At 50.5% G+C, this 14,304-nt stretch carries 12 protein-coding genes; 6 read left to right on the top strand and 6 right to left on the bottom strand.

Translation table 11 applies throughout. From position 1 onward, the window contains the following. The 4 genes from EYC82_RS14530 to EYC82_RS14515 are packed head-to-tail and all read right to left on the bottom strand — an operon-like array spanning position 1 to position 3,291. Positions 1–654: an HAD-IA family hydrolase gene (locus EYC82_RS14530; RefSeq protein WP_279250264.1), complete on the bottom strand. Its 654-nt coding sequence runs from the start codon at positions 652–654 to the stop codon at positions 1–3. Position 655: 1 nt separating this feature from the next. Beyond that, positions 656–1,429, bottom strand: a complete 774-nt coding sequence (locus tag EYC82_RS14525) for an SDR family NAD(P)-dependent oxidoreductase (RefSeq protein WP_279250263.1) — start codon at positions 1,427–1,429, stop codon at positions 656–658. A 53-nt stretch (positions 1,430–1,482) separates the two neighbouring features. Then, the gene (locus tag EYC82_RS14520) at positions 1,483–2,337 is read right to left on the bottom strand and encodes a sugar phosphate isomerase/epimerase family protein (protein WP_279250262.1); all 855 of its coding nucleotides are present in this window, start codon (positions 2,335–2,337) and stop codon (positions 1,483–1,485) included. Between the two features lie 12 nt (positions 2,338–2,349). Continuing rightward, positions 2,350–3,291: a zinc-dependent alcohol dehydrogenase gene (locus EYC82_RS14515; RefSeq protein ID WP_279250261.1), complete on the bottom strand. Its 942-nt coding sequence runs from the start codon at positions 3,289–3,291 to the stop codon at positions 2,350–2,352. 460 nt (positions 3,292–3,751) lie between these two features. Here EYC82_RS14515 and EYC82_RS14510 point away from each other — a divergent pair, with 460 nt between their 5' ends. After that, the gene (locus EYC82_RS14510) at positions 3,752–3,985 is read left to right on the top strand and encodes a hypothetical protein (RefSeq protein ID WP_279250260.1); all 234 of its coding nucleotides are present in this window, start codon (positions 3,752–3,754) and stop codon (positions 3,983–3,985) included. A 20-nt stretch (positions 3,986–4,005) separates the two neighbouring features. Further along, positions 4,006–4,254 carry a GlsB/YeaQ/YmgE family stress response membrane protein gene (locus EYC82_RS14505; protein WP_279250259.1) on the top strand — a complete coding sequence of 83 codons (249 nt, stop codon included), beginning with the start codon at positions 4,006–4,008 and terminating at the stop codon, positions 4,252–4,254. Between the two features lie 166 nt (positions 4,255–4,420). Here EYC82_RS14505 and EYC82_RS14500 read toward each other — a convergent pair whose 3' ends face one another. After that, positions 4,421–6,418, bottom strand: coding sequence for an ATP-binding protein (locus EYC82_RS14500; protein ID WP_279250258.1), 1,998 nt, complete (start codon positions 6,416–6,418; stop codon positions 4,421–4,423). Positions 6,419–6,726: 308 nt separating this feature from the next. On the opposite strand from EYC82_RS14500, the gene EYC82_RS14495 reads away from it, so the two are divergent. The 4 genes from EYC82_RS14495 (at position 6,727) to EYC82_RS14480 (ending at position 12,868) form a co-directional block, all read left to right on the top strand. Beyond that, positions 6,727–7,335, top strand: a complete 609-nt coding sequence (locus EYC82_RS14495) for a response regulator transcription factor (RefSeq protein WP_279250257.1) — start codon at positions 6,727–6,729, stop codon at positions 7,333–7,335. A 193-nt stretch (positions 7,336–7,528) separates the two neighbouring features. Continuing rightward, positions 7,529–7,720, top strand: coding sequence for a hypothetical protein (locus EYC82_RS14490; protein ID WP_279250256.1), 192 nt, complete (start codon positions 7,529–7,531; stop codon positions 7,718–7,720). A 404-nt stretch (positions 7,721–8,124) separates the two neighbouring features. Further along, the gene (locus tag EYC82_RS14485; RefSeq protein ID WP_279250255.1) at positions 8,125–11,628 is read left to right on the top strand and encodes a PAS domain S-box protein; all 3,504 of its coding nucleotides are present in this window, start codon (positions 8,125–8,127) and stop codon (positions 11,626–11,628) included. Next, on the top strand, positions 11,618–12,868 hold the full coding sequence (locus tag EYC82_RS14480) for an EAL domain-containing response regulator (RefSeq protein ID WP_279250254.1): 1,251 nt from the start codon (positions 11,618–11,620) through the stop codon (positions 12,866–12,868). Before EYC82_RS14485 ends, EYC82_RS14480 begins: the two co-directional genes overlap by 11 nt. A gap of 205 nt (positions 12,869–13,073) precedes the next feature. On the opposite strand, the gene EYC82_RS14475 is transcribed toward EYC82_RS14480, so the two are convergent. Then, complete coding sequence (locus EYC82_RS14475; protein ID WP_279250253.1) at positions 13,074–14,285, bottom strand: DUF2855 family protein; 1,212 nt, start codon at positions 14,283–14,285, stop codon at positions 13,074–13,076. Positions 14,286–14,304 lie beyond the last annotated feature (19 nt).

Below are 14,304 nucleotides of genomic sequence, written 5' to 3'. Positions count from 1 at the left end.
TCATTGCGATATTATTTGATTTACGATGCTGCCAAGCTCATCAAAATGACTAAACAGCCAGTCGTGATGTATTTCCTCTGCTCTTCCCTTATGATAACCGCCGGAGAAAAGAGCAAATGGCACGCCTGCACGTATCGCGGTTTCGGCGTCTGTCTCGCTGTCACCCACATACAATGTTTGAGCACCGGACAGTTCGCCTATCACGTGGTGTAGCATTGCCGGATCTGGTTTGCGGGTATTGAGCATACCGCCGCAGATAAACCCATCTACCATATCGATTAACCCGGATTGCCGCAGCACAGCCCGCGTGGGACCCTCCGGCTTATTCGTACAAATGGCCAAGCAATGTTTTTGGGCTTGCAGCTGAGTTAGTAGCCGCAATACGCCCGGATAAAACGGGGATTCAACCGGCATAGTCTCATAACGGCCGATAAACGTAGCAAGCAATTTTTTATGCATATCAGGCTCAGCTTCTATATTTCTTGCCTCCATCATTCGTTGTATCAGTACAGCTGCACCCTCACCAATAAAAGCGCGAGTTTCCTGAAGGGTAAGCCCTCGTTTATCGATGTCCGTCAAGAGGGTATTGGCAATAGCTCGTATATCAGGCGCGCTATCGATCAGCGTACCGTCGAGATCAAATACAATATTCATATTACCGCCCAGGCGCCTTGAATAGGCGCCTGGTCCAGACAGACTGGAACAGTGGGTCGACCCAACGATAAATACGTCCGGAAATATAAACAGGCTTTGCTTTTTCTACCGCCCGGAGACCATCTGCAACTACTGTTTCCGCGGAGTACCACAACCATCGGGGCAACGAATTCTTCATCTCTATCATTCCGGCCGACTCGTGAAACTCCGTGTGCGTAAATCCTGGACATAGGGCAGTAACATGCACACCAGAGCCGGATAGTGTTACGGCAAGTGACTCGGACAACGCCACAACATAAGCCTTACTCGAAGAATAATTACAACCGTCCGCACGCGGTATCCGCCCAGCTACGGACGCGACGTTAATGATACGGCCAAAACCGCACTCCTGCATTGTCGGTATGAACAAATGACAAAGGTGTGCTACCGAGGTCATCATCAACTGATAGAAAGCCTGATGCTTTTTCCAGTCGGGTTCATCTAACAGGTCCGGGCCAGCTATACCCGCGTTGTTTACTAGATAGTCCACGGCAAGATCCCGTGCCTGCAAAGCGGAAAAAAGAGCTTGAGGTGCCACTGGATCCGAAAGATCAAAAGTTTCGATCCAACACTGCACCTTGTAGTGATCCGACAGTTCTCGAGCCAATATCTCCAGCCGATCGCGACGCCGCGCAACCAGAACGAGATCGTAACCCTTTGCAGCCAATTGCCTGGCGAACTCCGCCCCCAAACCAGCGGATGCCCCGGTCACCAAAGCCGTCTTTTTTTCTCTCACCACTTCTTTTCTCCATTGTCACAGAAAGCCCTGAGGCATCCTTCAGACACTAATCACGCCTGACCCAACACGGCCGCCGTAGCGTCATATAATCTACGTGCCCTTTGAACAGCGGGCAGGGCTCTCAATGACTCATTGAAAACCTCGACATCGACATAGACCGCAGCACCAATAGAACGCAGGTTACGGACAACCCGCGCTAGGTCTATGCAGCCATCGCCTGGGGGAAGTCGCTGATTCATCGTTTCTTCAATAATATCCGGGAGCGGTTCGCTCAGCGCGTCATCGATCTGCATTGCGAATATTCGATTCCCAGGGATTTCAAGTAAATCGTCCGCCATTCCACCACCGCGATGCAAGTGCCAGCAATCGACCATTATTCCACCATTAGAGTAACCCGCTTGTTCGACAATTCTAAAGGCTGTCTCGAGATCGGGCACCTGATTGAACGGCATGAATTCCAAGCTGACGCGCAAAGACTCACGCTTCGCCTTTTCGCACAATATACCGAAACCATCGACTATTTCCTGTTCCGATGACGCGATAGCGAGCCCTAACGGCGCATTCACAAGATCAGTTTCCGCAACATGTGCAAGATGAAAAACCTCTTCCATGGATACTTGTGTACAAACGCTGATAGAGTCACTTCCATCAAGAACGACCGAGCCGGGCAGCCAATTAAACAACGGATCGATACCGCTAACCTGCAGACCCTGGTCTCGCAGACTCGCTGTGATGTCCGTATCCGAGAGCCCACTGGCTGTCGCCTGACGATAAAGAGCCGAATTCAGGGTAACCGCTTCAAAGCCAGCCTCCGAAGCAGCCGATAAAAACTCGGGATAAGCCACGCCATCAAGGCTCCCCCAACAGAGTGACAATTTATTGACTGAATGGTTTTCTAAACTCATTTCACGGAGACCCTACTGTGCGGCAATATCAAAAACGACTTTTATCGACCCCAAAGCTCTGTTGGCGGCCGTCGCAAAGGCCTCAGCAACTCCATCCAGTGGGAACCGGTGAGTAACCAGAGCGGTCGCTAAATCCGGATACTGGTGCAAAATTTCGCCTGCCTCACGGAAACTACTACCCGATCCACCGCAGCGATAGCCCGTTGATGATATTAGTTCGGGCTCCTTTCCACAAAATTCTGCTGTCAGCTCCACCGCTTCCCAAAAAACCCCAAGCAGTGCGATACGACCCACAGGGCGAACAAATTGCACAGCTTCTTGCAGCGATGCAGAACTACCGACTGCGTCTATTACTAAATCGTAGTGTCCATCGGGCACCAGCCCGCCTCGAATTGTTTCCGCCACGGACTTCTGGTGATCGTAGCGTGCGATAATATCGTAAGTAATATTTCTTGAGCGCAGCACCGCGCCGGCTGCCAACCCGATCGGGCCTGCGCCAATAACGAGTACTCTTTCACCCTGTCTCGCGCGACTGCGAGTGACACCATGAACTGCCACCGCAAGGGGCTCTACAAGACAAGCCGTTCTAACATCAAGCCCAGAGGGTAGGATCAGTAATCGCTCCGCTGGCACCTTGATAAATTCCGCCATGCCACCATCTTCGTTAACCCCCATTAGCGAAAAACCCGACTCGCAGTGGAACGCACTGCCCTCGCTACAAAAATAGCAATGCCCGCACCCGCCAAGGGTCTCTATTGCGACCGCCTTACCGTCTTCTGTAATTCCAGAAAATTCATGTCCGATTATGTGGTCCCCGAATGCGCCGAGGGACATCATATGAATATCTGAGCCACAAATTGAGGCAGATACGACTTTGACTTCCACGCCATCGCCGATCGGTTCAGGTACATCAACAAGCAGGGGCGTTTTGTTTTCGACTTTAATGGCTTTCATCATTCTACCTTAGCACGCGCTCGGTGCTACCCGCGAAATTCGCGAGCAAAGCAATGTTACGAACAATCGATCTGTTGTTCCCTAAAAAACGTTGAATTTATAAGTCTTTAATTTCACCCATTCAACTCTGTCTTCGCGCTGTAACAGTCAGCCGGGCAATGTGACCAACCGCAAGGGCCTCAGGGCCGCCCGAGAACGCATCAAACATAATCGCGATTCAGGCCTTGGTGTGGGTAAAGCGGTGCAAGTTAATTCGCAAGAATATCGCAAACGCAGTTCGCTTAAGTTTTCGGTATCTTCACAAATATTTTGTCGCCGTAGTGCGATACCTCGCCGCATTTACGTTCGATATAACGGCATCTCGTACAGACGCTCCGGACACGGCGGAAGCACCGTCTACCGCTGTCAATTAATGCTATAGTAACTGCAAAAGTGACAGCAGATCAGTGGAATAGACATCGTGATCAACGATCAAATACTTTTGTTTGTGGCAGCCTCGGGCTCTACGCCAATCGCGCTGTCATACGCCTCATCAGAAATTGCCGGCACACGCCGCTTGCCTGCCCCTGAAGCAAGTGGCAGTGATACAATCGCCGGGCTTTCAGCTGCTGACAGTGCCCTTGCCGGCAATGCTCGCATGCTGGACAAACGCACCACGGATTATGCGATACACAATATCCACAAAGAAAACTAACGCAAAGAGGAGTATCAGTTATGGGTGGCATGGGATTAATAATGTCTTTGATTATTGGCGGCGTTGCCGGCTGGCTGGCAGGGAACATCATGAAGGGTAACGGTTTCGGTGTGATCGGCAATGTCATCGTCGGCATTGTGGGTGCACTTGTAGGCAGCTTTATTTTCACTCTGCTTGGCCTTCATGCCTACGGAATTCTGGGCTCATTGATCATGGCGACCGTCGGCGCGGTCATCCTTTTATGGGTTGTTGCAATGATCAAAAAGTGACGTCGCGGCCGCCGTATCATTTGCCGGTCTTTACGCCGATTTGCGTGAGACCGCTAAAGCTAAAATAGAAAACTGCTGAAAAGGCAGGCGAGGCATTCCTGGCGGAATGAGCGTAACGCCTGTCTACGATACTACAGATACTCTCGCCGCAGTGAGTTAACAGCTTCTATAGCCTGCCGAGCGCTTCGATCAAATCGCTTTTTCGGTAGGGCTTGGTAAGGAGATCACCGGGTAAACTACTTTCTCGACGAAGACGGTCAGCGTACCCCGAAGCCAACAGCACCTTGATATTTGGGTATATTTTTTTCGCCTCATGTGCAAGCTCTATGCCGTCCATACCTCCGGGCATGACTATATCTGTAAACAAAACAGAATAGTAATGCTTGGACAACTGGTCTAGTGCTTGCGCTGCATTTTCCGAAATGGACACCTTCCAGCCAAACGAACCCAACCATGTAGCTGCAAGTTCAGCCAACTCGGCCTCGTCATCGACAATTAACACAGAGAATACATCGCTACTAACGTTAGCTGCTCCCTTTTCGGCATTATGCAAATCACCATCATCAACATCGCGAACGATCGCATCAACTGAAGGCGCCTCCATGATTTTCATCGCTTTTTCGGCTAGCATTTTTAGTTGCGTGAGCTGATATTCAGATACACCCCCGCTTCGCTGTGAATGATCCAATACACACAGCGCGCCCAGTGCATAGTGGCCTGAGCTTAATAATGGCACACCGGCAAAAAATCGTACTGCTATATCTGACGTAACCATCGGGTGTCCTGAAAACCTCGGGTCAGCATTGGCTTGGGTAATGATCAGAGGCTGCCGCAGTGCCACGACGTGCGCGCTAATTGAGCCGTAGCGAGCCGTTTCTGGTGCCTGAATGCCCAGTCCTGACTTAATCCGTAATGTTTCATCATCTACAAGAGTCAAAACCGCCATAGAAGCGTCAAATATAGCTGCAGCCTCCGCCACGATAGCGTCAAAACGTGGGTCGTGGGACGAATCCGCTATACCTGTTGCCCTGAGTGCCGCCAGTCGCTGCTCTTCAATGGCTTGCTGGGCCTCGAACAAACTCGTGTTGAGCGGTATATAAAGCGTCATGCTGGTACCGACACCGACCTCGCTGCGGACCCTAACGGTCCCGCCCAGATCTGTGAAGTAGTTATGGACCATCAGCATACCCAGCCCGGTGCCTTTATCCTTGTCCTTGGTGGTAAAAAATGGTTCGAATATATGCTTGCGGGTCTCCTCATCCATCCCTTCGCCACTATCAGCTACCTCGATAACCGCGTAGTGCCCCTCTGACAGACCCGTTTCTTCCTTATCGGTGCCGTCTGCGATGGTTGTGTAGTTGGTTTTTATACTCAGTGTTTTGTTGCCGCTGCGTTGCTTCATTGCGTCGCGAGCGTTATTTGCAAGGTTCAATATGGCATTATTCAGCCCGGTGGCGTCTAACCTGGCGACAAGGGAAAAATCTGTGAACTGAGACAGGCAGGTGACATCCGATCCGACAGAGCTGTTCACCAACGGCATGATGCTTTGCACAAGCTCGTTGATATTATGCTCGAGCGATTCTCGTGGTCTTCGCCCAGCCACCGATAACAATGCGCGCGTAACCTCAGCCCCCCGCAAAGCCGCCGATAAAGCTGAATCAATCTGCTGATGCGCCACTGCATCGCTCTCGGGCACAATTTCCTTAATTTCGTCAAGATTACCAACGACTATACTCAATAAGTTGTTGAAATCATGGGCAAGGCCGCCAGAAATCTGACCTATCGCTACCAATTTGTGCCTTTCCAACGCCTGAGTGCGGTGCAGGGCGACTTCTGTTTCCGCTTTTCTCTTCGCCTCATTAGACGCCTCAAGCTCCGCGATTGATCGCTTCGATAGCTCCAGCACCAGCATCACAAATATACCGCCGCAAAAGAATACAAATCCCGTCAGGGCAACCATGTGAGGAGAGTGCGGCTGCAGAGTCATGTATAGCGCCAGCAGGTAACTTGTTAGAAATAGCCATATGAGACCTCGGACAAACCGCCAATAGCGGCGGGTCCCGTCATTGCCGATTGCATTAGTCAGGATTCGCAGGGACCGCAGGGAAAACAACAACAGGCCGATCCCTGCAATCAACATCATGATCGTGAATGTAATTACCATTCGCTACTCGAAACAGTCATTTGCTTCCTTGCCAACCGGACTTTCTTCCTTAAAATGTAGTCGCACATGCGCCACTGCGCCAGATTAGCGCAGACACCTGCAAAACGTTACAACCGCAATGCTACAGCACCGCGCAGCGCGAGGGACGAGAAGTATTCACAGAGCACCCCATACTTACTACACAAATGCGACAGTGCGGTATACACTTCTCCTAATGTTCGGGCTCTATACCGCATCTCTTAGCCTAAACAGCCATAAGAATGGAATCTTTTATAACATAGGGGATTAAGACCCTACAGGACTTTCTGGTGCCCCCATCTGAAAAAGTCTATGTCGTAGACGACGATCCGGAAATATTGAGTGTACTGTCACAGACACTCCGCCGATCCGGTCTAGATGCTCAAATGTACGACTCATGCAAGCTGTTCCTATCCGCTTATGACGCCGAAAGGCCGGGCTGCATACTGCTGGATATCAGTATGCCGGAAATGGACGGCATGCAGTTGTTGGACGTACTTAACAAGAAATCTAACCAGACGCCGGTCATATTTTTGACCGGCACGGCTACCGTAGGTGCAGCTGTGGAAGCACTTAAGTGCGGCGCAGTCGACTTTATCGAAAAACCCTATCGGGCTGCAGGACTTATTGAATCAGTCCGCAATGCACTCGTACTGGATAAAGAGCGCAGAAATCAGCGCGGTGCGCTAGAAGATGTTACCCGGCGCTATGAGAAGCTAACCGCTCGAGAGAAAGAAGTGATGTTCTGGATGGCAGAGGGCAAGGCTAACAAGGTTATCGCTGGCATCCTGGATATCAGTAGTCGCACCGTTGAGATATACAGAAAAAATATTTACGACAAGCTGGAGGCGAGCTCCGTTGCCGAAATTGTAAAAATGAAGCTATTATTGGAGGAATAGCGAGTATTATCCACGCAATCAGCCTCACCAGCAGCCGTCTATACACCTGATTAGTTATAATCTTTCATCTCGCCGACCTAAGTAGTCATACGGATTGTTAGCCCGGCACATTCCACTAGAATTACACCATCTGACATGTGTTTATGCTCCAAACCGGAGCGCACCACATGCCGTCCTAGCAGGAGTGCTTGTGATGTTTTCGATTGTTATGGAAGTCGTTTTTATACTCGCGGTGTTTTTCTTGCTTATGCCAGCAGCCGCTATAGCACTGGCCGCGATCGGTGTGCTGTTGAAGCAGGTCAAGGGAAATGACGCGGAGCACCCCATGCACCTGGCGACCCGAGAGTTTTACGACGACGCACTCGAAGAATCAAGCGCCCACTAGGAGGGTCGACCGACGTCGATTTATGACGGGCCTCTCGTGTACGTTGTTTCCCCAAGTTAATATCGTACTCTTCACCCCTCCATCCAGACTTACGGAAACTCTAACGAAGGGTATTTCAGTCGCATTATTATATGCGGGACATTTCGCCCAAAGCACCATGCGTCTCTAGTCAAACCGCCGATGCACACAAGACAACGCAATGCCGTACCGCCCGCATTGCGCGTCTCAATCGTCAAATCTACGGCAACACCAATGCACTTTTTATGTCATCATAACCAGCGACAGGATATTTGATTCTCACCTGCGACTAAATCATTTACGACACTGAGTTGGAACATGCGTCAAACGACACACTCATTGCCTCAACACCATCAAATCTCACCACTGTCTAATTGGCTGAGCTTATGAACAGGCCAGTAACAACAACTCTGGGAATTGCGGCTCTGTTTACGTTGGGTGCAGCACTGGGGAAATATCTTGAACTAGAACCGTATCAGATCTCTATTTTCTGGCCCCCTTCCGGCATAGCGCTGGCAGCTGTCTTGATTCTGGGGAATCGAGCCCTTCCCGGAATTGCCATTGGCGCAATTCTCACCCTCGCCATGGCTATCAGTCGTGAGCCAAATGTGCCGTTCATAGTTATTGCCGGCGTCGGCACCATCACCATGATCGCGTGGGTACTTCAACCCGTTGTCGCAGCATACCTACTCGTGCGGCAGTTCCAGCTACCGATGGCGTGGGGGAGTATAAGGGCATACATACGGGGAGCCATCGTTATCGTCGCATGCGCTACTATTCCGGCAAGCGCTGGCACAGCAGCGCTATATGCCACAGGGTTGATGCCAATCTCGGACATCTACTCCGCTTGGCTTATTTGGTGGATGGGTGATGTGATAGGCATGATCACTCTGACACCTGCGCTATATATCTCCATAGGATATCTAAGGGGAAACAACAACCTCAACAGTTTGCCGCCTGCGCGCACAGCACTTTCCTTAAGCATAAGCTCTATCCTCGCGATACTAATCTTTACCTTTTTTTACAACTTTGAGTCAGCTGCAATACAAGAAAAAGTCGATAAAGAGGTGCGTATATTTAGCTTAAAACTTCAAGCATCATATCGCCGCGCCGCGGCGGAGGTGTCGGCGACACACGCATATTTAGCATCTGATGAAAGAGCCTCCGGTGTATCATTTACTACTTTTTTTGATGAATTGCACAGTCTGCCAAATAGCCTTCATTGCCTTATGTGGGCACCCGTAGATCGTTTGTCGTATTCAGAAGGATCAGAAGCGTTCAACGGTCAAAGCAGCGAGATGAGCGCCAGCAATTTCACTGTTAAATACATAATGCCTGCTGCATACAGTTCAGCGGTCGGAGGCACTTTAGATCTGGGTTCGCAAAGAGCCATTGGGAAAATTTTAGGAAGCACTGATCCTAATATTGCAAGAGGAGTTTCTGCGCAACTGCATAATGAAGAAATTCACTGGGGCCATGAGGGTGGTTATACTCTCACACTCGCGAAAGCAGTCTACCGGGAAGGTCCTAATCGGACCGTAACGCCTCCAGCAAGCGAGCTCCGAGGATTCATCGTAGCGGAGTATTTACTTTCTGATCTAGTCAACGATGCTTACACAAAAAGCGCTGACGAAATACAGATTTATGTATTTGCCGATCAGGTTAAAAATGGTCCGATTTGGAGCAGCCCGTCTGCCAAGACTGAATTCGATGGAGTCACATCGAGCAAAGAGTTTATATCCGCGCTCAAGAAAATCACAGGGTTTATAAAACAAGACACCGTGAAAATTGCTGATACAAACTGGACCATTGTCTCGAGCGGTGGGCCAGAATTTGTCTTGCATAACCGAGGCTGGGGGCCCTTCTTTCAAGCGGGCACAATTATGGCGCTCGGGATGCTTGTCATTTTTATGCTGCGCACCCGCGAAAACACTCGACTGGAGCGCGAGAGAACAATAGCCTTGCGTGACGCGGTGGTCGTGAGCGCCCAACAACCCTTCATCCACCTGGATCAGGATGGCCGAGTACTGGAATGGAACAAGGCAGCTGAAAAAACATTCGGATGGTCCCTAGAGGAAGTACTGGGACACAAACTTAGCGAAACGTTAATACCCGAGCGATACAGAGACGCCCATGAAAAAGGAATGGCAAGATACAGCAGGCTTGGGACGGGTCCGGTTCTGGGCAAACCACTAGAAATCGAGGCTGTCCGCTCCGACAACATCGAGATCCCTGTTTCGTTACTCATAAACTCAGTGAAATATGAGAACCAGTGGCATTATTTTGCTTTTGTATCAGATATTTCGGAACAGAAAGATAACCGGTTAGCGCTGAATCAGGCACACGACAACCTGAAAAGGCTCTACGAAGCAATCCCGGATGCAATTGTTGTCTACGACACTGTGGGAAAACTAATAGAATGTAACACGGCGGCAGCGCAATTATTTAAAACCAGCAGAAACCAGCTGCTTGGCAGTGGTTTCATCAACATAATCGCGGAACGCTCTCAGGAATCTCTGCCGAGGATCACAGCAGCATTAACGGACGGAGCAGGAAACCGCTGGATAAGTGAGCGAGATGAGCTTTATTGCATCGATGGTGATGGTTCTGAGTTCCCGGTCGAGGCTGTCGTAAGCCCACAGCAAACCTCTGACGGGGTTAACTACATCGCAGTTTTACGTGACAATACAGAGCAGTATGAAGCCGAGCAGAGGCGGCAACAGGGCCTGATGATTGAATCACTAGGCCGCATGACCGGGATTCTTGCGCACGACTTCAATAATTTACTTTCAATTATTATTGGGCACCTCGACCTTGTGGGCGAGCAAATAGCCAACGAAAAAGAAACCAACGTTGATGGCAAATATATCGACATTGCACTCAATGCCGCGCTGAGGGGTTCGTCAATGGTGAAATCGCTGCTCTCAGTCGCGAAGCAGCAGCCCATGATACCCCTTGCCTTCGACGTCGGACAAAAAATTCAGGAGTGCCTGCCACTCATACAAAGCGGTGTAGACGACAGCATTACAATTGTTTACGAGGCTCCACCAGAGCCCCTGTTAGTCAAAGCCGACGACAGCGCCCTTACTTCTGCGCTGATAAATCTCGCCGTAAACGCAACTGAATCTATTATTGGGATCGGGACAATCCAGATCTCCGTTGAAAAACACACTATTGGCCGATCAGATACGCAATTTTCGAGTGTGCCGGGCGACTATGCTGTCATTAGCGTCACGGATAACGGTTCCGGGATGTCGCCCGATGTCCTCAACCGAGCCGCCGCCCCCTTCTTTACGACCAAGAAGCGAAGCAGCGCTAGTGGTCTAGGGCTGTCTATGGTCTCCAGCTTCGCAAAACAACACGGCGGTGATATTTCTGTCATCTCCGAGGTTAATAGTGGCACTAGCGTCAGTGTGTGCATACCGCTTGTTGGCAGCGAAGCTGATGAAAAGGCGCCTCTTAAAGCTTTATCACAAAATCGCGCGAGGGTGCTTGTTGTAGACGATCAGTCCGAAATGGTAGACCTTATTGTCTCCTGGCTCGAATCTGGAGGCTACGAGGCGCACCGCGCTGAGACGCCATCCTTGGCAATAAAGTTAGTTTCCGAGGTAACATTACCATTTGACCTACTGATCACAGATGTTTTAATGCCAGCGACCAACGGTTTTCAGCTGTCCAAAGCTATCCAGGAGAAAATGCCGGAAGTAGAGACGCTTTACATCACGGGCACGTTATCGGGGCACACAGAGACTATTTTTGGCGATACAGACCCGACCATACTCGAGAAGCCATTCAGAAAGGACGAAATGCTTTCAGCGGTCAGCAATCTACTAAATCAATCGTCGCAGGAGACTGGCTCAGTGGTCACAAGGCAAATCGATGAGCAGTAATGCCGGAGCCACGCCTTCGCTCTCACCGAGCCTTCTGGTGGTCGACGATGAGGCCGCTATCGCAGATTACGTGGCAGCCGTAGGTACAGCTACCGGCTGCGAAACGTCTGTTTGCACACAGCCGTTATCTCTCGACAAGCACCTTGTGAACATGCCCGACATCATTGTGCTAGATCTTTCCATGCCGGGCGCTGATGGTATATCGGTTATTCGCGATCTGGCTTCTGCTGGTTGCACCTCTTTACTCATCTTAATGAGCGGGGTCGACTCGCGAGTGTTGATGTCCGCTAGTCATATCGCAACGATGCAGGGTCTAAATTTACACGGCTGCCTTGAGAAACCGTTTCGAAAGAAGAATTTAAAAGACCAACTGATTACAGCAGTCGCTGAAATTCATGGGCGCCGCATGGAATCACACACTGACGCTCCAGACACCAAGCAAACGTCTTCCGTCGATGAGGAGGATATTGTCAGAGGCCTCGAAGCGAATGAATTCGTGGTTCATTACCAGCCACAGATCGATCTTAATACGGCTGAATGGGTAGGAATGGAAGCGCTGGTCCGCTGGCAACATCCTACACTGGGCATGCTGTATCCGGACCAATTCATCGACACGATCGAGAAGCGGGGCCTGGGCATGGCGCTCACCAGAGCCGTACTAAAAAACGTGCTTACAGATTATGCACACTGGGGTCCCAGCGCCAATTATTCTGGCACTATCGCGATTAATCTCCCACCGGCAGCCCTGACTGGCTTCGACTTTCCCGAGGAGGTAATGCACTCTGCAGAAGAGTTCAATTTTCCCGCTAAGAAACTTGTATTTGAGCTAACGGAAACTTCCGTAGCATCCGATCCAGTCAGTGCGGCCGATGTGCTTACCCGCCTTCGACTTAATGGCATGGGTTTGGCCATCGATGATTTTGGAACGGGACATTCGAGTCTGGAGCAACTCAGGTTGCTTCCCTTCACAGAGCTAAAAATTGATCAGAGTTTCGTTCGAGCGATAGATTCGGACGTCACGGCTAGTGTTATCGTCAAAAGTGCGATCAAACTCGGTCACGAGCTGAATTTGCAGGTGGTCGCGGAAGGTGTCGAGAACTGGAAAATATATAATTGGCTGCGAAATGAGCAATGTGACATCGCTCAAGGATGGGTTATAGCCAAAGCAATGTCATGTAACGACATTAGTGTCTGGGCGGACAAATGGAAAAACCACACTAGTCATCAAGAAGGCGACTAATACTTTTTGCCTGATCAACATTTCCCGTGTGCCTAACATCTCAAGTCACGGTAATTTTTCCGGACATCACGCTGCACTGATACGCTACGCAATCTCTGCTCTTGCTATCCAGATAAAAGAAAATCAGTGTCACAAAGTATCCTGCCAATCGCCACAGAACGGGGCCGGCGTGCGGCCAGGGGATGATCTTTCGTTGCGATCAACGCTAGGTTTGCTCTTCGCACGCCAGCGAGAGTATCACTGCCTCCGATGGGGGCACGTTGCCCTCCACGATACGCCTGTAGGCAACCTGCGCGGACTCCGGGGAATCTGCACGATTAACCGTGATCCAGCCCTCATTCAATGCCGAATCGACGAACGACGCCAAAGCAGCGTCTGATTTTCGGTCCATTTCTTCCCGTCCCCACTTATTCAATAAATCGGCGATCACCGTTGGGGCAAAGAACATTTCCAACCGCGGGCTGAGGCGATGCGCAGCCCACTGCTTTAATCGCTGTGGACCCACCATATCGATAAACATCTTGAAGAATCCGCCGGGACCAAACGCGCCAAAAACAGAAGACTCAGCATCTGAATGAGTCCCCCCTACGGCGAAGGCTTTAACGAATCTGGATTTACCACGCTTATAGATTTTAGCGTCGCCAGCTACATCGATTAATACGTGACGCAGTGACGAGTCAGCTGGAATATCGTCATCATAGGTAATGACTTCATCATACAGACCTGTTGACTCAACAAATGCGGTATGGCGCGATGCTGTATAGGCGATCAACTGCTGCAGGCTGCCCTTGCGACGATCTTCTTTCAGCAACAACGCGGTAGCCAGCGAAAGCTTTGAGGACCCTGAGGTTAGAACGATACTATTGCCTCCGTAAAAGTTATGCATCTTGAGTAGTTCATAGAGAATAAATCCACTCCCGGCACCAGGACCTGCTGTCATCGCCAGTTCAGCTCTTTCACCGCTGCCGCTTATGGGCGCTGCATCTGATGCATCGACGGTGAGAAAGGCATTATATGCCTGATTAATCTTATCGCGGGCGCCACCGAAAGCCTCGAAGCCTTCTGGTGTGCGCCTCGCTTTCATTTGCACGACGTTAGTCATGTGGAGGAAACCACGGAACCGCTCGCCCACGCTGAAATCCCGGTTGGCGCTTTCGATGACCGTAGCAATGCCCCACGCTGGCACGTTGGCCAATTCCTTGTATTTCTCGGCTAACGGATAGACGGAAAAAAATTTCAAAAAGGGTGCTTCACCCATCTGCGCATAGAACAGATTGTTCGCGCTCAAGCCCACCCTGTCCACGCGCATCCGGATATCACCGCCCTGCAGCGGAGACAATTCGTCGTTAATCACTACGGTCTCGGCCAGGTGCTTGCGTCGGCTCGAAATAGTGATCCGCTTTGCACTATTACTCATCTTTGTGTGCTCCCTTTAT

Source organism: Candidatus Marimicrobium litorale (genome assembly GCF_026262645.1).
Lineage (GTDB): Bacteria > Pseudomonadota > Gammaproteobacteria > Pseudomonadales > Halieaceae > Marimicrobium > Marimicrobium litorale.
This window is presented reverse-complemented; position numbering and strand designations above follow the sequence as displayed.

Bases quoted from the DNA above. Each gene is read 5' to 3' on its own strand.
- EYC82_RS14515 (WP_279250261.1), bottom strand. From the start codon at position 3,291: ATGAAAGCCATTAAAGTCGAAAACAAAACGCCCCTGCTTGTTGATGTA.
- EYC82_RS14500 (WP_279250258.1), bottom strand. From the start codon at position 6,418: ATGGTAATTACATTCACGATCATGATGTTGATTGCAGGGATCGGCCTG.
- EYC82_RS14480 (WP_279250254.1), top strand. From the start codon at position 11,618: ATGAGCAGTAATGCCGGAGCCACGCCTTCGCTCTCACCGAGCCTTCTG.
- EYC82_RS14490 (WP_279250256.1), top strand. From the start codon at position 7,529: ATGTTTTCGATTGTTATGGAAGTCGTTTTTATACTCGCGGTGTTTTTC.
- EYC82_RS14505 (WP_279250259.1), top strand. From the start codon at position 4,006: ATGGGTGGCATGGGATTAATAATGTCTTTGATTATTGGCGGCGTTGCC.
- EYC82_RS14485 (WP_279250255.1), top strand. From the start codon at position 8,125: ATGAACAGGCCAGTAACAACAACTCTGGGAATTGCGGCTCTGTTTACG.
- EYC82_RS14520 (WP_279250262.1), bottom strand. From the start codon at position 2,337: ATGAGTTTAGAAAACCATTCAGTCAATAAATTGTCACTCTGTTGGGGG.
- EYC82_RS14530 (WP_279250264.1), bottom strand. From the start codon at position 654: ATGAATATTGTATTTGATCTCGACGGTACGCTGATCGATAGCGCGCCT.
- EYC82_RS14475 (WP_279250253.1), bottom strand. From the start codon at position 14,285: ATGAGTAATAGTGCAAAGCGGATCACTATTTCGAGCCGACGCAAGCAC.